Source organism: Pseudomonas sp. S5F11, assembly GCF_019641515.1.
In the GTDB taxonomy this organism is placed as follows: Bacteria; Pseudomonadota; Gammaproteobacteria; order Pseudomonadales; family Pseudomonadaceae; genus Aquipseudomonas; species Aquipseudomonas rhodesiae.
On sequence record NZ_JAIFJZ010000001.1, the window covers coordinates 2,418,989 to 2,437,663 of the forward strand.

An 18,675-nucleotide genomic window follows, 5' to 3' on the forward strand; every position below is an offset into this window, starting at 1 on the left:
GAATACTCCTTACTGCACGGTTTCCGGGCGGACATGGCGGGCGGCAAACATCAGCGCACCGGACAGGAAGCACGGCAACGCACCGAACCACAGCGCCGCGGTCTGCCAGTCGCTGCCGGCGGACAACACTTGAGTGGCACCAAAGCCTGCGACCACCGCACCGATGGGCCCCATGGCATGGATGATCGCGCCGCCGGTGGCGCGAATGCTGGTGGGGAAACTTTCACTGATAAAGAACAGCGCCGCCGAGTACGGCCCGATCAGGAAGAACAGGCCCAGGCTGTACAAGCCCACCACCATGGCCATATTGCTCGGGCCGAACAGCATGCCGGCGAACGACAGACCGCCGAGCATCCAGCCCAGGCCGATCACATTGCGGCGGCCGATCTTGTCGCCCATCCAGCCATGGCTGAGGTAGCCGCAGTAACCCACCAGGTTCGACAGCACCAGGATGATCAGCGAGTTCTCGAACGAGATGTGGTGCACGCTGACGATCACCGACGTGCCCAGCACACTGAACACCTGGATCGCCGCCCAGTTGAGCAACAGCGCGGCGCCGATCACCAGGGTGGCGCGGCGTGCCGGGCCACGGAATGCGGCTTTGAGCCCGGCCTTGCTGTGTTCGTCGTAGTCCACGCCGTAGGTGGCGGCGACGTTCTGCGCTTCGTTCACCGCGCTACTTTTACGCAGTTCGCTGATGCGCTGATGGATCTGGAACTGCGGGCTCTCCTTGAGCTTGCGCGCCATGATTGCAATCACAATGGCCGGGATCGCCGCGAAGATAAAACACCCCTGCCAACCGATGATCGGCAGCAACAAGGCGGTCAACCCCGCCGCAATCAGTGCCCCTACCGGCCAGCCGCCCTGCACCAGGCTGTAGATGAAACCGCGTCGTTTGGTCAGTCGAGGATCTTCCGACGCGCCATACAGCTCGGTGAGGTAGGTGGCGTTGACGGTTTCTTCGGCATAACCCAGACCGCCCAACGAACGGATCAGAATCAGCGGCGACTTGCCCCACGCCCCGCCGATCGCGGTCAGCGCCGAACAAAGCGCCGAACCGGCCACGGTGAAAATAATCCCTTTGCGCCGCCCCAGTTTGTCGACGATAGGGCCGATGGCCAGGGCGACCACGGCGGTGCCCACCGCCACCCAGGTCGCGATCTCGGCTTGCTCCACTTCACCCCAGCCGAAGTGCCGGCCGATCTCCGGCAGCAAGGTGCCGAACAGAATGAAGTCGTACACCGCAAACACCCAGGCGAAAAACGCGATCCAGGTGGCAAAGCGCACTTCCTGGGACGTCAATTGCCGGGGTTTCCAACCGGTCAGGTCAAGCTTGTTGTAGATGGACATGGGTGGCGCCTCAAGGGGTGGGGTCAGGAACGCGGTTGGCGACGGATAAAGTCGTCGGCGATTTCATCGAACGTGACAAAACGCACGCCGGCATGGCTCTGGATGTGTTCGATCAAGCGTTCGAGCATCAGCAGCACTTGCGGGCGGCCGGATACGTCGGGGTGGATGGTCATGGTGAACACCGCGTGTTCGTGTTCGCGGTAGACCCAGTCGAACTGGTCGCGCCACATTTCTTCGAGGTGGCGCGGGTTGACGAAGCCGTGGCTGTTGGGGGCTTTCTTGATGAACATCATCGGCGGCAGGTCATCCAGGTACCAGTTGGCCGGGATCTCTACCAAGTCGGTTTCTTCACCGCGCACCAGCGGTTTCATCCAGGTGTCGGGGTGCTGGCTGTAGTCGATCTTGGTCCAGCTGTCGCCCTTGCGTACGTAGTAGGGGTGGAAGTCGTTATGCATCAGGCTGTGGTCGTACTTGATGCCTTTTTTCAGCAGCAGCTCGTTGGTGACCTTGCTGAATTCCCACCACGGCGCAACGTAGCCGGTGGGGCGTTTGCCGGTAACTTGGGTGATCAGTTCGATGGACTTGTCGAGGACGATTTCTTCCTGCTCGGCGGTCATCGCAATCGGGTTTTCGTGGCTGTAGCCGTGCACGCCGATTTCGTGGCCGGCATCGGCGACAGCCTTCATCTGCTCGGGGAAAGTCTCCATCGAGTGGCCGGGGATAAACCAGGTGGTGCGCAGGCCGTAGCGTTCGAACAGTTTGAGCAGGCGCGGCGCGCCGACTTCCCCGGCGAACAGGCCGCGAGAGATGTCATCCGGCGAGTCCTCGCCGCCGTAGGAACCGAGCCAGCCGGCGACGGCATCAACGTCGACGCCAAATGCACAAAGGATGTCTTTAGCCATGGTGTATCTCCTTAAACGTTAAGTACGGATTCGACGGACAACGCGGCGCGCAGCAGGCGCGCGTCCTCCCCCATCGGGGCGCTGAGCAGCATCCCGGTGGGCAGGCCCAAGGCATCGCGGCCACTGGGCAAGGTCACGCCGGGCATGTCCAGCAGGCTGCCGGGCATGGTCAGGCGCAGGGTGGCGAGGTTGGTGGTGGCGAACAGGTCGTCGTCGGCTTCCAGAGGCGCCAGGGCCGGGGCGACGTGGGCGACGGTGGGCGTGATCAGGATCGCGCCGTCGAGGTCGTCGACCAGTTGGAGTTGCAGGCGTTGGCGTGCCTCGATCAGGCCGATTAACTGACTGGCGGGCAGCCCGCGCGCGGTTTCGAGGCGGCGGCGCACCCGTGGATCGAGTTGCGCGGCGTCGGCGCTGTCGAGCAGGGCTTGGTGCAGGGCGAAGGCTTCGAAGGCGCCGAGCCAGCCATGTTGGTGGATCAGTTCCAGTGCGCCTTTGAAGGTCGGGCTTTCACGGTTTTCGACCAGCGCACCGGCGGCCTTGAGTTGCTCCACGGCGCGCAGCAAGTTATTGCCTACGGCCGGTTCAACGTGGCTCAGCACGCTGTGCTCCAGCACAAACCGCTGACCCTTTAGGCTGCGTGCGGTATGAGTGTGCGTGCGGCCGTGAAGGATATCGTCGAGGGTCAGGGCATCGCGCACGCTACGCGCCAGCGGGCCGAGACTGTCGAGGGTGCGAGCCAAAGGGAACACACCGTCGCGGTTATAGCGCCGACTGCTGCTGCGATACCCCACCAGGCCATTGAAGGCCGAGGGGATGCGGATCGAGCCGGCGGTGTCGGTGCCCATGGCGATCGGCACGATTCCAGCGGCGACGGCCACCGCCGAACCGGACGACGAACCACCGGGGATACGCGGCTGATCGCTGGCATGGGGATTACGCGGCGTGCCGAAATGCGGGTTCAGTCCCAGGCCGGAATACGCCAGCTCACTGAGGTTGGTCTTGCCCACGCTGACCATGCCGGCGCGGCACAACAGGCCGACAACGGGCGCATCGAGCGCGGCGGCGGGGGCATTGCGACGGTAGGCGGCACCGGCGGTGGTGACGCTGCCGGCCATGTCAAACAGGTCTTTCCAGGCCAGCGGCACGCCGTCGAACGGGCTCAATGGCTGACCGGCACGCCAGCGGGCAGCCGCGGCTTCGGCTTCACGGCGTGCGCGGTCGGCGGTGAGGCTGATAAACACGCAGCTAGACCGCCGGGCCTGGTCAAGCGAGTGCTCCAGAGCTTGCACCGGGTCGCTGCGACCGTGGGCGAAATCCTCGGCCATTGATGTGGCATCTGACATCAGCGCAGTCCTTTTAAAACGTACATATTCATAAAATGTACATTTTACAAAAGCAGCTTTCGTGCCAGGCTTGAGTGATCTACTGGCGCTTTCCGGGTCGTTAACGCTAGAAATAGCGGACTAGAGCCCTTGCAGGGTTGCAGAATAATCCGACAAGCAGAGGAGAAGTGACTTAGGCTCAAATAATGTATCTTTTATTAATAAGTACATTTTGGTGCAGAAAAGTAACAATGATCCGTTTCAGGCCCCAAAAAAGTGCCCACAACGTGGCGCAGAGTGACACCCACATCTATGAGAGAATCCCCGGCCATCGTCCTACATGCTCTTGAGAAATCGATGAAAGCAGCGTCTGCCTCGGCCTCCCGTTACGCGATGATTCACCAGGTGCTGCGAGATGCGATCGTCAACGGCACCGCCCGCCATGGGCTGGTGTTGCTGGAAGCGCCCCTGGCCGATTTGTTCGGCACCAGCCGCGTGCCGGTACGCCGGGCGTTGGACCTGCTGCATGAAGAAGGGCTGATTTGCCGTTTCAATGGCCGCGGTTACTTGATCAATCCCGAAGGCCTGGCCATGGAGCCGCTGCGCCTGCCCTTGAGCGCTGCGCACCTGGGCTTGAACGGCGAAGATGAGTTGGTGGACACGCGACCGTTGGGCGAACGGATCGTCGATGAAATCGGCGCGGCGCTGTCCACCTGCATCGCCTTCGGCCATTACCGCCTGGATGAACAGGCGGCCGCCGAACACTACGGCGTCAGCCGCGCGGTGGTGCGTGAAGCGCTGATGCGTCTGCGCGACCGTGGCCTGGTGGAAAAGGAGCCCTATTCCCAATGGCTGGCCGGCCCGTTGACGGCCCGGGAAGTGACCGAGGACTACGAACTGCGCGCCTGCCTGGAGCCCGAAGCCTTGCGCCAGAGCGCGCCGAACCTCGACCGCGAGGTGCTGCAAGCCATGCTGCAACGGGTACTGGACGCCCAGAGCACCGCGCACTGCAGCCTGGAAGCCATCGAGCGCATCGAAGAGGACTTGCACCAGCACTGCCTGGCCGGTCTGCAAAACCGCAAGATCGCGGCGTTGATCCGCCAGGGCCAGAGCCCGATGATCATCAGCCGGATATTCCATGGTTTGCTGGGGATCGGCGCCGATCCGTCGATGCTTGCCGAACATCGCTTGATTCTCGAACTGCTGCTGCACGGTGCCTTCGATGCCGCCGCGCTGAACCTGCGCGAGCACTTGCAGCGGGCGCGACAGCGAATGTTGCAGCGCTTGAAAGTACTCTCGGTGCTGCCAGAACAGCCGCTCCCGGCCTACCTTCATAAAATCAGCTGACCTCCTGGCCGGATCGCCGCCGTAATTTTATGCAATATGTTGCTATCTCACCCCCACCATTGAAACCACCGCTACCTCGCCCCATCTAAGCACCATACTTCCTGATGCAGGTGCCCCATGAGCGACCAGCAAGAATTTCCCGATTACGACCTCAACGATTACGCCGACCCCGAAAACGCTGAATCCCACTCGTCCAATACCGGCCTGGCCCTGCCTGGCCAGAACCTGCCGGACAAGGTCTATATCATCCCGATCCACAATCGGCCGTTCTTCCCCGCGCAAGTGTTGCCGGTGATCGTCAATGAAGAACCCTGGGCCGAAACCCTGGAACTGGTGAGCAAGTCCGAGCACCACTCCCTGGCCCTGTTCTTTATGGACACGCCGCCGGAAGACCCGCGCCACTTCGACACCTCCAGCCTGCCGCTGTACGGCACCCTGGTGAAGGTGCATCACGCCAGCCGCGAAAACGGCAAGCTGCAATTCGTCGCCCAGGGCCTGACCCGCGTGAGGATTCGCACCTGGCTCAAGCACCATCGCCCGCCGTACCTGGTGGAAGTCGAATACCCACACCAGCCGTCCGAGCCGACCGACGAGGTCAAGGCTTACGGCATGGCGCTGATCAACGCGATCAAGGAGCTGCTGCCCCTCAACCCGTTGTACAGCGAAGAGTTGAAGAACTACCTCAACCGCTTCAGCCCCAACGACCCATCGCCGCTGACCGACTTCGCCGCCGCCCTCACCTCCGCCACCGGCAACGAACTGCAGGAAGTGCTGGACTGCGTGCCCATGCTCAAGCGCATGGAAAAAGTGCTGCCGATGCTGCGCAAGGAAGTCGAGGTCGCGCGCCTGCAAAAAGAGCTGTCCGCCGAAGTGAACCGCAAGATCGGCGAGCATCAGCGCGAGTTCTTCCTCAAGGAACAGCTCAAAGTCATCCAGCAGGAACTGGGTTTGACCAAGGACGACCGCAGCGCGGACGTCGAGCAATTTGAGCAACGCCTGGAAGGCAAAGTACTGCCGGCCCAGGCGAAAAAACGCATCGATGAAGAACTCAACAAACTGTCGATCCTGGAAACCGGCTCGCCGGAATACGCGGTCACCCGCAACTATCTGGATTGGGCCACGTCGGTGCCATGGGGCGTATATGGCGAGGACAAACTCGACCTTAAGCACGCGCGCAAGGTGCTGGATAAACACCACGCAGGCCTTGATGACATCAAGAGCCGCATCCTCGAATTCCTCGCGGTGGGCGCCTATAAAGGCGAAGTCGCCGGTTCCATTGTGCTGCTGGTGGGCCCGCCGGGCGTGGGCAAAACCAGTGTCGGCAAATCCATCGCCGAGTCCCTGGGCCGCCCGTTCTATCGGTTCAGCGTCGGCGGCATGCGTGACGAGGCCGAAATCAAGGGCCATCGCCGCACCTACATCGGCGCCCTGCCCGGCAAACTGGTGCAGGCGCTCAAGGACGTGGAGGTGATGAACCCGGTAATCATGCTCGACGAGATCGACAAGATGGGCCAGAGCTTCCAGGGCGACCCGGCGTCGGCGCTGCTGGAAACCCTGGACCCTGAGCAGAATGTCGAATTCCTCGACCACTACCTGGACCTGCGCCTGGACCTGTCCAAGGTGCTGTTCGTGTGCACCGCCAACACCCTGGATTCCATCCCCGGCCCACTGCTCGACCGTATGGAAGTGATTCGCCTGTCGGGCTATATCACCGAAGAGAAAGTCGCCATCGCCAAGCGCCATCTATGGCCCAAGCAGCTGGAAAAAGCCGGCGTGGCAAAAAACAGCCTGACCATCAGCGATGGCGCCCTGCGCGCGCTGATCGACGGTTACGCCCGTGAAGCTGGGGTGCGCCAGTTGGAGAAACAGCTGGGCAAACTGGTGCGCAAAGCGGTGGTCAAGTTGCTGGATGCGCCGGACAGCGTGATCAAGATCGGCAACAAGGATCTGGAAAGCTCCCTGGGCACGCCGGTGTTCCGTAATGAACAAGTGTTGTCCGGCATTGGCGTCATCACCGGCCTGGCGTGGACCAGCATGGGCGGTGCCACCTTGCCGATTGAAGCGACGCGCATTCACACCCTTAACCGCGGCTTCAAGCTGACCGGCCAGTTGGGTGAGGTGATGAAGGAGTCCGCCGAAATCGCCTACAGCTACATCAGTTCGAACCTGAAGTCTTTTGGCGGCGACCCGAAGTTCTTCGACGAAGCCTTTGTGCACCTGCATGTGCCGGAAGGCGCCACGCCGAAGGATGGCCCAAGTGCTGGCGTGACCATGGCCAGCGCCCTGCTGTCCCTGGCACGTAACCAACCGCCGAAGAAAGGCGTGGCCATGACCGGCGAACTGACACTGACTGGGCATGTGCTGCCAATTGGCGGAGTGCGCGAAAAAGTAATCGCCGCGCGGCGCCAGAAGATCCATGAACTGATCCTGCCAGAGCCCAATCGCGGCAGTTTCGAAGAGTTGCCGGAGTACCTGAAGGAAGGCATGACGGTGCATTTCGCCAAGCGCTTTGCGGATGTGGCGAAGGTGCTGTTCTGATAGACCGTTAGCGCTTGCACCGGCCTCATCGGGGGCAAGCCCCCTCCCACAGTTTGATTTGTGAACATACTCAAGTGTGGGAGGGGGCTTGCCCCCGATGGCGCGAGTGGCCGCAACCTGTATCCACCTTGTAACACCCTGTCTTATCTTCGGTTATGCTCGGTCTTCGTCGCCAAACAACGGAGCCCTTATGACCGCTGCCCGCCTGCTTCTCCCCTTGAGCCTTGCCCTGCTGGCCGCCTGCGCCAGCGCTCCCAAGCAAAACGTCACCGTGGAAAACCAGAGCGCCTGCCCGCTCCAGCTGAAAACCGGGCAAAACCTGATCCTCACCCTGCCCAGCAACCCCACCACCGGTTACCGCTGGGCCATCCAGGATTCGGCCGGCGGCGTGCTGCGTGCGCTGAGCCCCGAGGTCTACAGCAGCAGCGAATCCGGGGTGATCGGCGGCGGCGGCCAGTCGACCTGGCGGTTCCAGGCTTTCGCGCCGGGTCAGGGTCGCTTGCGCCTGACCTCCCAGCAGCCCTGGGAGCCGGAAGCCGAACCCGTTGAAGCCTTCGACTGCGCCATTACGGTGAACTGATATGCCGTGGCTGATTCTTGCGCTGATGGGCGCCGGCACTTTTATCTACGGCCTGACCACCCACGCCACGCTGCTGTGCCTGCTGGTCAAACCCTTGCCGGTGCTGGCACTGCTGGGCTGGCTGCACGATGCGCCGCCCACCGACTATCGCCGCTGGATCAGCCTGGGGCTGATTTTCTCACTGGTAGGGGATGTTCTGCTGGCCTGGCCGGGGGACCTGTTTATCTTTGGCCTGGGCGCATTTCTGTTGGCGCACTTGGCGTACCTCAAGGCCTACTTCAGCGATTGCCGCCGCTTGGCGCCGCTGCCGTTGATCCTCGCGCTGGGCGTGGGAGCGGTGCTGTTGAGCCTCCTGATTTCCCATGGCCTGGGGGATTTGTTGATACCTGTGGTGGTTTATGCCCTGGTGATCAGCGCCATGCTCTGGCGCGCGCTGGCCCGCTTGGGCGGTGATGTGCCCAAGCGTTCGGCGCTGCTGGCCGCGGCGGGGGCCGCATCCTTTGTGTTTTCCGACACGCTGATCGGCATCAATCGGTTCGTGGTCGCGTTCGAGGCCGCGCCGTATTTGCTGATTACTACCTATTGGCTTGGCCAGTGGGGTATCACGGCCTCGGCTTTCCATCAGACAACACGGGCATCCGAGGGGCAACTTGGCTAAAATGCCGGCCTTTCCCCCACCGTCGCCGGAACAACCGTGAGCCAAGAACCCGATCGCCTGTTCGCCCAGCCCCTGCCCCAGGTGCCGGACTTCGCCTTTAACGAGGATGTAGTGCGGGTGTTTCCCGACATGATCAAACGCTCGGTGCCTGGGTATCCGACCATTGTCGAGAACCTCGGCGTGCTGGCCGCGCAGTTCGCCCAACCCCACAGCGTGCTCTACGACCTGGGCTCATCCCTCGGCGCGGTGACCCAGGCTCTGCGGCGCCATGTGCGCACCGAGGGCTGCTCGGTGATCGCGGTGGACAATTCGGCGGCGATGGTCGAACGCTGTCGCGAATACCTCAATGGCCAGGACTCGATGTTTCAAGAGTTGCTGCCGGTGCAGGTGGTCGAGGGCGATATCCTCGCGTTGCAGTTCCAGCCGGCTTCGGTGGTGGCGCTGAACTTCACCTTGCAGTTCATCGCCCCCGAGGAGCGCCTGGCGTTGCTCGGCCGTATTCGTCAGGCGCTGTTGCCGGGCGGCGCGCTGATCCTTTCGGAAAAGCTGCGCTTCAATGACCTGGAAGAACACGCACTGCTCACCGACCTGCATGTGGCGTTCAAACGCGCCAATGGCTACAGCGAACTGGAAATCGCCCAAAAACGCAGCGCCATCGAAAACGTCATGAAGCCCGACAGCCTCGAAGAACACCGCGGACGCCTGCTGGCGGCCGGGTTCTCGAAAGTCGTGCCGTGGTTCCAGTGTCTTAACTTTGCCTCGTTGATTGCCTTGCCATGATTGATCTGTCCCCCCTCGCCCGCCATCTGGTCGGCACGCCCCTGGCCGTCTGGGCCCAGGGCCTGCAGGCGCAACTCGACAGCAAAATGGAGAAAGGCCACGGCGACCTCGCGCGCTGGCAGAGCGCGCTGGACGCACTGCCGACCCTCGCGCCCGACCACGTCGACCTGCTGAACGGCCTGACCCTGGACGCCGACTGCGACGACGCCACCCGCGCGCAGATGCACACCGCGCTCATGGGCCTGAGCCCCTGGCGCAAAGGCCCGTTCCATTTGTTCGGCGTGCATGTGGACACCGAATGGCGCTCGGACTGGAAGTGGTCGCGGGTGGCGCCGCACCTGAACCTCAAGGGCAAGCGCATCCTCGACGTCGGCTGCGGCAACGGCTACTACATGTGGCGCATGCTCGGCGCCGGTGCCGACAGCGTGATCGGCGTGGACCCCAACTGGTTGTTCTTCTGCCAGTTCCAGGCGGTGCAACGCTACCTGTCCGAGCCCAAAGCCTGGCACCTACCGTTCCCGTTCGAAGACCTGCCGCCCAACCTGGAAGGCTTCGACACGGTGTTTTCCATGGGCGTTTTCTACCACCGTCGCTCGCCCATCGAGCACTTGCTGGCGCTCAAGGACACACTGGTCAAGGGCGGCGAGCTGGTGCTGGAAACCTTGGTAGTGGAAGGCGATCAGCAGCAAGTGCTGGTGCCGGAAGATCGCTACGCGCAGATGCGCAACGTGTGGTTCCTGCCCTCGGTGCCAGCGTTGATGCTATGGCTGCGGCGTGCCGGGTTCAGTGATGTGCGGTGTGTGGATGTGAGTGTGACCACGGTGCAGGAACAGCGTGGGACGGAATGGATGAAGTATCAATCCCTCAGCGATTTCCTCGATCCGGATGATCACAGCAAGACCATTGAAGGGCTGCCGGCGCCTATGCGGGCCGTCATCATCGCCAAAAAGTAAGCCCCCGTCCCGCTGGAAAAATGAAGCTCAAAATATGGGAGGGGGCTTGCCCCCGATTTCAGAGTGTCGGTCAGCATAGCCTTAGCTGACCCGCCGTCATCGGGGGCAAGCCCCCTCCCACATTTGAGCTGCAGTGTTCTTTAGAGGGGGGGTTTGGCACGGCGGGCTTTGAAGAATTCGCTCAGCACCGTGCCGCACTCTTCAGCCAGTACACCGCCTTCAAACAACACCCGATGATTCAAAAAGCCCTGGGTAAAAAACTGCCCCTGGCTCTGCACGATCCCAGCCTTAGGCTCCAACGCGCCGTACACCACCCGTGCGATGCGTGAATGCACGATCAAACCGGCGCACATGCTGCACGGCTCCAGGGTCACATACAGCGTGCTGCCTGGCAGGCGGTAGTTGCTGACGGCCTGGGCGGCGGCGCGGATGGCGACCATTTCGGCGTGGGCGCTAGGGTCGTTACCGCTGATGGGGCAATTAAAGCCTCGTCCGATGATTTCACCGTCCTGCACCAGCACCGCGCCGACCGGCACCTCACCCAGCGCTGCGCCTTGGGCGGCGAGGGCCAGGGCTTCACGCATAAAGTCCTGGTCCCGGCTGCGGTCGATGATCGCGGTGGGGCGAAACTGACGCATCACGCCACCTCGATGGCGGCCATCAGGCCGGTTTCCATATGGTCGATCACATGGCAGTGGAACATCCACACCCCAGGGTTATCCGCCACCAACGCCACCCGGGCGCGCTCGTTCTTGCCCAGCAGGTAGGTGTCGGTGAAGTACGGGATCACCTTATGGCGGTTAGAGGCGATCACCTTGAAACTCATGCCGTGCAGGTGGATCGGGTGCTGGTACTGGGTCATGTTCTTCAATTCGAAAATGTAGCTCTTGCCCTTTTCCAGCTTGGCGATCGGGCGGTCGGCGCAGGTTTTGTCGGTGATGTCCCAGGCCTGGCCGTTGATCTGCCACAGGCTCGGCGGCTTGCCGTTGTCCACATTGACCGAGACCGAACCAACCCACTCGAAATTGAAGTTGAGTTTCTCGGCATTGGCCAGGTCCGGCTCGCTGATCGGGTTGGCCGGCAGCGCCGGCGGCCAGTCGGTGGGCGCGTCGGTATTGGCCACCGAGCGGAAGGTACCCAGGCGCACCGGGCCGTTGCGAATCGACAGTTCTTCACCCGCCGCCGGCGCCTTGATCGCCAGGCAGATACGCATGCCCGGGCCCAGCCAGTACTCCTTGCCCAGCGGGCGCGGTTCGATAGGGTTGCCATCCAACGCATAGATGCGCGCTTCGACGTCGGGAATATTGATGCGATAGGTCAGGGTGTTATCCAGATTGAGCAGACGCACACGGGTGATCTGCCCGGCCGGCAAGTCGATCACCGCCTGGGACACACCGTTGATCGTCGACAAGCGCCCGGCCGTACCGCCACGCGCCGCTTCGCGGGGGATGCTGAAGGCGACGAACTCGCCCTCTTCGTCCACGTGCCAGCTCTTGAGGCTCAGGGTGCATTCGTGTTTGAAGCCGGTGGGCTCGCGCTCTTCGATGATCAGCGGGCCCACCAGGCCACGGCCGAGTTCTTCGCTGCTGTTGACATGAGGGTGGTACCAGTAGCTGCCGGCGTCGGGCACGCGGAACTTGTAGTCGAAGTATTCGCCAGGCAGCACCGGCAACTGCGAGACGTAGGGTACGCCGTCCATTTCCAGCGGCAGGCGGATGCCATGCCAGTGGATGGTGGTGGCGACCGGCAAGTGGTTGATAAAGCGCACCCGCAGCCACTCACCCTGGCGCACGCGCAACTCGGTGCCCGGCGCCGACGGGCCGAACGCCCAGGCCTCGGTCTTGTGTCCCGGCACCAGCTCAACATCCAGCGGCGCCGCGATCAGTTCGTAATCTTGCCCCGCCTCGGCCTCGGCGACTTTCCCCAGCCAGTAGCGGTAGGCGCCACCGGCACCGGCGCCCACTACGGCCAGGCCGGCCAGACCACCCAGGATTTGTCGACGGGAAAAGGATCGGGACACAACAACCTCGCGTATCGGCCGCAGGCGCATAGCCTGCAAAGGGCGGATACGATACACCTACACGGGCTAAACAGTAAGGGTTCTCATGTGGGAGGTGACGCCCTCCCACATTTCGGCTTGGCTGCTTTTAGTGCTTGGCGGCGGCCAGGATCAGGGCCTTCATTTCGGCAACCGCGCCTTTGAAGCCGACGAACAGCGCGTGGGCCACCAGGGCATGGCCGATGTTCAGTTCGTTGATGCCCTTGATCGCGGCGACGGCCTCGACGTTGTGGTAGTGCAAACCGTGGCCGGCATTGACGATCAAGCCTTCATTGAGACCGCAGTTCACGCCTTCGATAATGCGTTGCAGCTCGTCTGCGACCTCCGTCGGCGTGGTGGCATCGGCGTAGCGGCCAGTATGCAGTTCGATGGCGGGCGCGCCGACGCGGCGCGAGGCCTCGATCTGGCGCGGGTCGGCGTCGATAAACAACGACACTTCGCTGCCGATCTTCGACAAACGCTGCACCGCGGCCTTGATCCGCGCTTCCTGGCCGGCCACATCCAGGCCGCCCTCGGTGGTGAGTTCCTGGCGAGTTTCCGGCACCAGGCAGATATGTGCCGGGCGGATGCGCTCGGCGAACGCCATCATTTCTTCGGTGACGCCCATTTCGAAATTCATGCGGGTTTGCAGCACGTCCTTGAGCAGCAGCACGTCGCGTTCCTGGATGTGCCGACGGTCTTCGCGCAAGTGCACGGTGATGCCGTCGGCGCCCGCTTCTTCGGCGTCCAGCGCGGCCTTGACCGGATCGGGGTAGCGAGTGCCCCGGGCCTGGCGCAGGGTAGCGACGTGGTCGATGTTGACGCCAAGAAGAATGCGATTGCTGGTGGTCACGGAAGCGCTCCTGAAAAGGGGAAAGAAACGCTGCACAGCATACACGGGGATGTCAGGGCTTTCGAAACAACTCGCGACTGACCAGCGGCCGCCCGCCCAGGTGCACGGCCAGGGCCTGGCGCATCAGGCGCTTGGCGGCGGACAAGGCGCCGGGCGCGGTCCAGTCGGCTTCGCTCATGGCCAGCAGCTCGGTGCCCTGAAATAGACCGGGTTGCAGCAAGTAGACTCGCTCCAGCCCCGCGTCCACTTGCAGGCGATACATGCCATCGGCGGCGATGGGTTCGCCGTGCAGGTCGTTGTTCAGTTCAAAGCCGTAACCCAGATCGTCCAGCAGACGCCATTCGAAGGCGCGCAGCAACGGCTCCAACGGCCGACCTTCGGCCAGGGCCAGCAACGTGGCGGCGTAGTGATCGAAGACCGCCGGGTGCGGATCTTCGGCTGGCAACAGGCGAATCAGCAGTTCATTTAGGTATAGGCCGCTGAACAGCGCATCGCCATTGAGCCAGGCGGAGGTGCCGACGCTTTCCAGGCGGCCGACGTTCTTCAGCTCGCCCTTGCCGCGAAACTCCACATCCAGCGCCACAAAGGGCCGCGCCAATGTCCCGGCCTTGCCCCGCGCACTGCGCAACACCGCGCGCAGGCGACCGTGGGGGGTGAGGAAATCCACCAGGGCGCTGGTCTCGCGATAGGCACGGCTGTGCAGGACATAGGCGAGTTGGCTGGGAGGTGGGGATTGGGACATGGGTTCTCTATCGTGAAAACAACATAAACCTAATGTGGGAAGGGGCTTGGCCCCGATGGCGGTGGCTCAGTCACGTATTTATTAACTGGTCCACCGCTATCGGGGCCAAGCCCCCTCCCACATTTTTTGCCCTGCGGTGTACTTACAGGTCGCCGTAGCCGAGAGAGCGCAACGCACGCTCGTCATCGGACCAACCGCCTTTCACCTTCACCCACAGGTTGAGCATGATCTTGGAATCGAACAGCAATTCCATATCCTTGCGCGCCTCGGTACCGATGCGCTTGATGCGCTCGCCCTTGTCGCCAATGATGATTTTCTTCTGGCCGTCGCGTTCGACGAGGATCAGCGCATGGATATGCAAGGTCTTGCCCTGCTGCTTGAACTCTTCGATTTCGACGGTGATCTGGTACGGCAGCTCGGCGCCCATCTGGCGCATGATTTTCTCACGCACCAGTTCGGCGGCGAGGAAACGGCTGCTGCGGTCGGTGATCTGGTCTTCCGGGAAGAAGTGTTCGTTCTCCGGCAGGTGCTCGGCGATCACGCGCTCCAGGGCGTCGAGGTTGTGGCCGTGCTGGGCGGAAATCGGGATGATCTGGGCGTTCGGCAGTTGTTCCTGCAGCCAGCTCAGGTGCGGCATCAGCTCGGCTTTGTCTTCGATGCGGTCGGTCTTGTTCAGCGCGACGATCAACGGGCCGGTGACGTACTGCACGCGCTCCAGAACCATCTGGTCTTCATCGGTCCACTTGGTGCGGTCGACCACGAAGATCACCACGTCGACGTCTTTCAACGCGGCCGAAGCGGTCTTGTTCATATAGCGGTTAAGGGCTTTTTCGCCGCCTTTGTGCATGCCCGGGGTGTCAACGTAGACCGCTTGCACGTTGCCTTCGGTCTTGATGCCCAGCATGTTGTGGCGGGTGGTCTGCGGCTTGCGCGATGTAATCGCCAGCTTCTGCCCCAGGATGTGGTTGAGCAGCGTGGACTTGCCCACGTTGGGGCGGCCGACGATGGCAACATAGCCACAGCGTGTTGCGGTTGAATCAGTCATGGCCATTCTCCACGCCCAGGGCAATCAGTGCTGCAGCGGCCGCTACCTGTTCGGCAATACGACGGCTCACACCCTGACCTCGGCTTTTTTCGTTCAGTAAGGTGATTTCACATTCCACGAAGAACACGCGGCAATGGGGCTCACCCTGGATATCCACCACTTCGTAGCGGGGCAGTTCGCAGCCGCGCGATTGCAGGAATTCCTGCAGGCGGGTCTTGGGATCTTTGTTGGTATCGACCAGGGTCAGGCTTTCGATCTCGGAGGTCAGCCACGCCGTGACCCGCTCCTTGGCCGCTTCCATGCCCGCATCCAGGTAGATAGCGCCGATCAGCGCTTCGAGGGCATCGGCCAGGATCGATTCACGGCGGAACCCGCCGCTTTTCAATTCGCCGGAACCCAGGCGCAGGTACTCGCCCAGGCCGAAACCGCGAGCCAGTACGGCCAGGGTTTCGCCCTTGACCAGGCGTGCGCGCAGGCGCGATAGCTGGCCTTCACGGGCTTGGGGGAAGCGCTCGAAAAGGGCTTCCCCGGCAACGAAATTGAGGATGGCATCACCGAGAAATTCCAGGCGCTCGTTATTGCGCCCTGCGAAGCTGCGGTGTGTGAGGGCAAGGACCATCAATTCCTGGTCCTTGAAGGTGTAGCCGAGCTGGCGCTCGAGACGACTGAGAGAAACGGTCACGGTTTATCCATAGTGAGTTGGTGGCACCGGCGGCCATCGACGATTGACGCAGTGTTCAAATTCAAATCCTGATGGGTGTTGCATGGGACGCGAATTGTCCACGCCCCAGAAAAGCATTCGGCGCTGTGTTCACAGCGCCGCTTGTATTACTTGATCAGCCCGACCCGCGAGAAGTTCGGCAGGTGGCTGAGCTTGGGTTCCGGCCAACTCATCCAGACCGCGAAGGCCTTGCCGACGATATTCTGGTCGGGAACCATGCCCAGCAGCTCTTTGGGAATACTGGGGTCATCCCAGTAGCGGCTGTCATTGGAGTTGTCGCGGTTGTCGCCCATCATGAAATAGTGCCCGGCAGGCACTTTCCACTGGCCGTCAGGCTGGGCGCGATAGCGGCTCATCTCCTTGCGGATCTCGTGTTCCACGGCACCGAGCTTCTCCTGATACAGCTCGGCGCTGCCCAGGGTGTTCGGTTCGGAACCGAGCAGTTTTTCGGCCACCGACTCACCGTTGATGAACAGGCGCTTGTCGCTGGTGTAACGGATCACATCGCCCGGCAGGCCGACCACACGCTTGATGTAGTTGACGTTCGGGTCGCTTGGATAGCGGAACACCATCACATCACCGCGCTGCGGGTCGCCGACTTCGATGACCTTCTTATCGATCACCGGCAGGCGGATCCCATAGGAAAACTTGTTCACCAGGATGAAGTCGCCCACATCCAGGGTAGGTTTCATCGACCCCGACGGGATCTGAAACGGCTCCACCAGGAACGAACGCAGCACCAGCACGATGAACAACACCGGGAAGAACGACTTGCCGTATTCAACCAGCAAAGGCTCTTTGTTCAGCTTCTCGATCACCACACCATCGGGCTGGCTGACGCTGCCTTGATAGGACGCGATAGCCGCCCGCCTACGCGGGGCGAAGAACACCAGATCGAGCAACGCCAAGAGACCGCAGACGGCAACGGCGATGACCAGCAACAGCGGGAAATTTAGCGACATAGGACCTAACTATCCAACCTGAGCACCGCAAGGAAGGCTTCTTGTGGAACTTCCACGTTGCCCACTTGCTTCATGCGTTTTTTACCGGCCTTTTGCTTCTCAAGCAGCTTGCGCTTACGGCTTACGTCACCGCCGTAGCATTTGGCCAGTACGTTCTTTCTGAGTGCCTTGACGGAGGTTCGCGCAATGATCTGCCCGCCGATGGCGGCCTGGATCGCGACGTCGAACATCTGACGCGGAATCAGTTCTTTCATCTTTTCGGTCAACTGGCGACCTTTGTAATGCGCATTATCCTTGTGCACGATCAGTGCCAAGGCATCTACCTTGTCGCCGTTAATCAGCACATCCAGTTTCACCAGATTAGCCGATTGGTAACGATCGAAATGGTAGTCCAGCGAAGCATAGCCGCGACTGGTGGACTTGAGACGGTCGAAGAAGTCCAAGACCACTTCGTTCATCGGCATGTCGTAAGTCACTTGAACCTGAGTGCCGAGGAACAGCATGTCGCGTTGGACGCCACGCTTTTCGATACACAGCGTAATGACGTTGCCCAAATGCTCCTGCGGAACCAGGATATTGGCCCGCACGATAGGCTCGCGCATGTCTTCGATCGCCGACAGATCCGGAAGCTTGGAGGGGTTGTCGACGTAAATCGTTTCACCGGTTTTAAGCAACAGCTCGAAAATAACGGTAGGCGCGGTGGTGATCAGGTCCAGGTCGTATTCGCGCTCCAGGCGCTCCTGGATGATTTCCATGTGCAGCATGCCCAGGAACCCGCAGCGGAAGCCGAAGCCCAGGGCGTCGGAGCTTTCCGGGGTGTACTGCAACGACGAGTCATTGAGGGTCAGCTTTTGCAGGGCTTCGCGGAAATCTTCGAAATCGTCGGAGCTGACCGGGAACAGACCGGCGTAGACCTGCGGCTGGATACGCTTGAAGCCTGGCAGCACATCCACATCCGGGGTGGAGCTGAGTGTCAGGGTGTCACCCACCGGCGCGCCGTGGATGTCCTTGATACCGGCGATGATGAAGCCTACTTCACCGGCTTTCAGATCAACGGTCGCGGTGTGCTTGGGGTTGAAGACACCGACGCTGTCCACCAAGTGGATCTTGCCGGTGGACTTGACCAGGATCTTGTCGCCCTTCTTCACGCGGCCGTGGCGCACGCGGACCAGGGACACAACGCCCAGGTAGTTGTCGAACCAGGAATCGATGATCAACGCTTGCAGCGGATCTTCGATGTTGCCGGTGGGGGCTGGAATGGTGTGGACCAGGCGTTCGAGCACTTCGTCGACACCCAGGCCGGTCTTGGCGCTGCAGGTGACCGCGTCGGTGGCGTCGATGCCGATGATCTTCTCGATCTCCTCCTTGACGCGCTCGGGCTCAGCCTGCGGCAGGTCGATCTTGTTCAGCACGGGCATGACTTCCAGGCCCTGTTCGATCGCGGTGTAGCAGTTGGCGACCGATTGCGCTTCCACGCCCTGACCGGCGTCCACCACCAGCAATGCACCTTCACAGGCCGCCAGGGACCGGCTGACTTCGTAGGTGAAGTCAACGTGGCCGGGGGTGTCAATGAAGTTCAGTTGGTAAGTGATGCCGTCTTTGGCCTTGTAGTACAGCGTGACGCTGTGGGCCTTGATGGTGATCCCGCGTTCGCGTTCGAGGTCCATGGAGTCCAGAACCTGGGCTTCCATTTCACGCTCGGCAAGGCCGCCGCACATCTGGATGAATCGATCGGCCAGCGTCGACTTGCCATGGTCAATGTGGGCGATGATGGAGAAATTGCGGATATGACTCAAATCACTCACGGATCAACACTCAAAAAGGCTGCAGGCAGATTGCCCGCTGAAAAATAGCCGGGAATTGTACCTGATGCTCAGGCCAGAC

The 18,675-nt window shown here is 61.6% G+C and carries 17 protein-coding genes; 6 read left to right on the forward strand and 11 right to left on the reverse strand.

Features of this window, described 5'->3' with window-relative positions; translation table 11 throughout:
* Positions 1 to 9 precede the first annotated feature (9 nt).
* The 3 genes from K1567_RS10910 to K1567_RS10920 are packed head-to-tail and all read right to left on the reverse strand — an operon-like array spanning position 10 to position 3,595.
* Positions 10 to 1,350 (reverse strand): MFS transporter, encoded by a 1,341-nt coding sequence (locus K1567_RS10910; RefSeq protein WP_220698492.1) that lies wholly within the window; start codon positions 1,348 to 1,350, stop codon positions 10 to 12.
* A gap of 23 nt (positions 1,351 to 1,373) precedes the next feature.
* Complete coding sequence (locus K1567_RS10915) at positions 1,374 to 2,252, reverse strand: polysaccharide deacetylase (protein ID WP_034096065.1); 879 nt, start codon at positions 2,250 to 2,252, stop codon at positions 1,374 to 1,376.
* Positions 2,253 to 2,263: 11 nt separating this feature from the next.
* Entirely contained in the window at positions 2,264 to 3,595 is a 1,332-nt protein-coding gene (locus K1567_RS10920; protein ID WP_220698493.1) for an amidase, read from the reverse strand.
* A 336-nt stretch (positions 3,596 to 3,931) separates the two neighbouring features.
* Here K1567_RS10920 and K1567_RS10925 point away from each other — a divergent pair, with 336 nt between their 5' ends.
* The 6 genes from K1567_RS10925 (at position 3,932) to cmoB (ending at position 10,430) form a co-directional block, all read left to right on the forward strand.
* Positions 3,932 to 4,921, forward strand: a complete 990-nt coding sequence (locus K1567_RS10925; protein ID WP_034096063.1) for a GntR family transcriptional regulator — start codon at positions 3,932 to 3,934, stop codon at positions 4,919 to 4,921.
* 117 nt (positions 4,922 to 5,038) lie between these two features.
* Complete coding sequence (lon, locus tag K1567_RS10930; protein ID WP_034096062.1) at positions 5,039 to 7,459, forward strand: endopeptidase La; 2,421 nt, start codon at positions 5,039 to 5,041, stop codon at positions 7,457 to 7,459.
* A 190-nt stretch (positions 7,460 to 7,649) separates the two neighbouring features.
* Positions 7,650 to 8,039: a protease inhibitor I42 family protein gene (locus tag K1567_RS10935; protein ID WP_034096061.1), complete on the forward strand. Its 390-nt coding sequence runs from the start codon at positions 7,650 to 7,652 to the stop codon at positions 8,037 to 8,039.
* A gap of 1 nt (position 8,040) precedes the next feature.
* Complete coding sequence (locus tag K1567_RS10940; protein ID WP_220698494.1) at positions 8,041 to 8,697, forward strand: lysoplasmalogenase; 657 nt, start codon at positions 8,041 to 8,043, stop codon at positions 8,695 to 8,697.
* A gap of 36 nt (positions 8,698 to 8,733) precedes the next feature.
* Positions 8,734 to 9,477: a carboxy-S-adenosyl-L-methionine synthase CmoA gene (cmoA, locus tag K1567_RS10945; RefSeq protein ID WP_034111894.1), complete on the forward strand. Its 744-nt coding sequence runs from the start codon at positions 8,734 to 8,736 to the stop codon at positions 9,475 to 9,477.
* The gene (gene cmoB / locus K1567_RS10950) at positions 9,474 to 10,430 is read left to right on the forward strand and encodes a tRNA 5-methoxyuridine(34)/uridine 5-oxyacetic acid(34) synthase CmoB (protein ID WP_034111893.1); all 957 of its coding nucleotides are present in this window, start codon (positions 9,474 to 9,476) and stop codon (positions 10,428 to 10,430) included. Before cmoA ends, cmoB begins: the two co-directional genes overlap by 4 nt.
* A 140-nt stretch (positions 10,431 to 10,570) precedes the next feature.
* On the opposite strand, the gene tadA is transcribed toward cmoB, so the two are convergent.
* The 8 genes from tadA to lepA form a co-directional block, all read right to left on the reverse strand.
* A complete protein-coding gene (tadA, locus tag K1567_RS10955; protein ID WP_053133694.1) occupies positions 10,571 to 11,068 on the reverse strand; it encodes a tRNA adenosine(34) deaminase TadA in 498 nt (165 codons plus the stop codon).
* The gene (locus K1567_RS10960; RefSeq protein WP_310794498.1) at positions 11,068 to 12,450 is read right to left on the reverse strand and encodes a multicopper oxidase family protein; all 1,383 of its coding nucleotides are present in this window, start codon (positions 12,448 to 12,450) and stop codon (positions 11,068 to 11,070) included. Before K1567_RS10960 ends, tadA begins: the two co-directional genes overlap by 1 nt.
* 127 nt (positions 12,451 to 12,577) lie before the next feature.
* Positions 12,578 to 13,321, reverse strand: a complete 744-nt coding sequence (gene pdxJ / locus K1567_RS10965) for a pyridoxine 5'-phosphate synthase (protein WP_034096056.1) — start codon at positions 13,319 to 13,321, stop codon at positions 12,578 to 12,580.
* 52 nt (positions 13,322 to 13,373) lie between these two features.
* Positions 13,374 to 14,063 carry a DNA repair protein RecO gene (gene recO, locus K1567_RS10970; protein WP_220698495.1) on the reverse strand — a complete coding sequence of 230 codons (690 nt, stop codon included), beginning with the start codon at positions 14,061 to 14,063 and terminating at the stop codon, positions 13,374 to 13,376.
* 142 nt (positions 14,064 to 14,205) lie between these two features.
* Positions 14,206 to 15,108 carry a GTPase Era gene (gene era / locus K1567_RS10975; protein WP_016978271.1) on the reverse strand — a complete coding sequence of 301 codons (903 nt, stop codon included), beginning with the start codon at positions 15,106 to 15,108 and terminating at the stop codon, positions 14,206 to 14,208.
* A complete protein-coding gene (gene rnc / locus K1567_RS10980) occupies positions 15,101 to 15,790 on the reverse strand; it encodes a ribonuclease III (RefSeq protein WP_033902449.1) in 690 nt (229 codons plus the stop codon). Before rnc ends, era begins: the two co-directional genes overlap by 8 nt.
* A gap of 146 nt (positions 15,791 to 15,936) precedes the next feature.
* Entirely contained in the window at positions 15,937 to 16,791 is an 855-nt protein-coding gene (gene lepB, locus K1567_RS10985; protein ID WP_034096054.1) for a signal peptidase I, read from the reverse strand.
* A 5-nt stretch (positions 16,792 to 16,796) separates the two neighbouring features.
* Complete coding sequence (gene lepA / locus K1567_RS10990; protein ID WP_034096053.1) at positions 16,797 to 18,596, reverse strand: translation elongation factor 4; 1,800 nt, start codon at positions 18,594 to 18,596, stop codon at positions 16,797 to 16,799.
* Between the last annotated feature and the right edge of the window lie 79 nt (positions 18,597 to 18,675).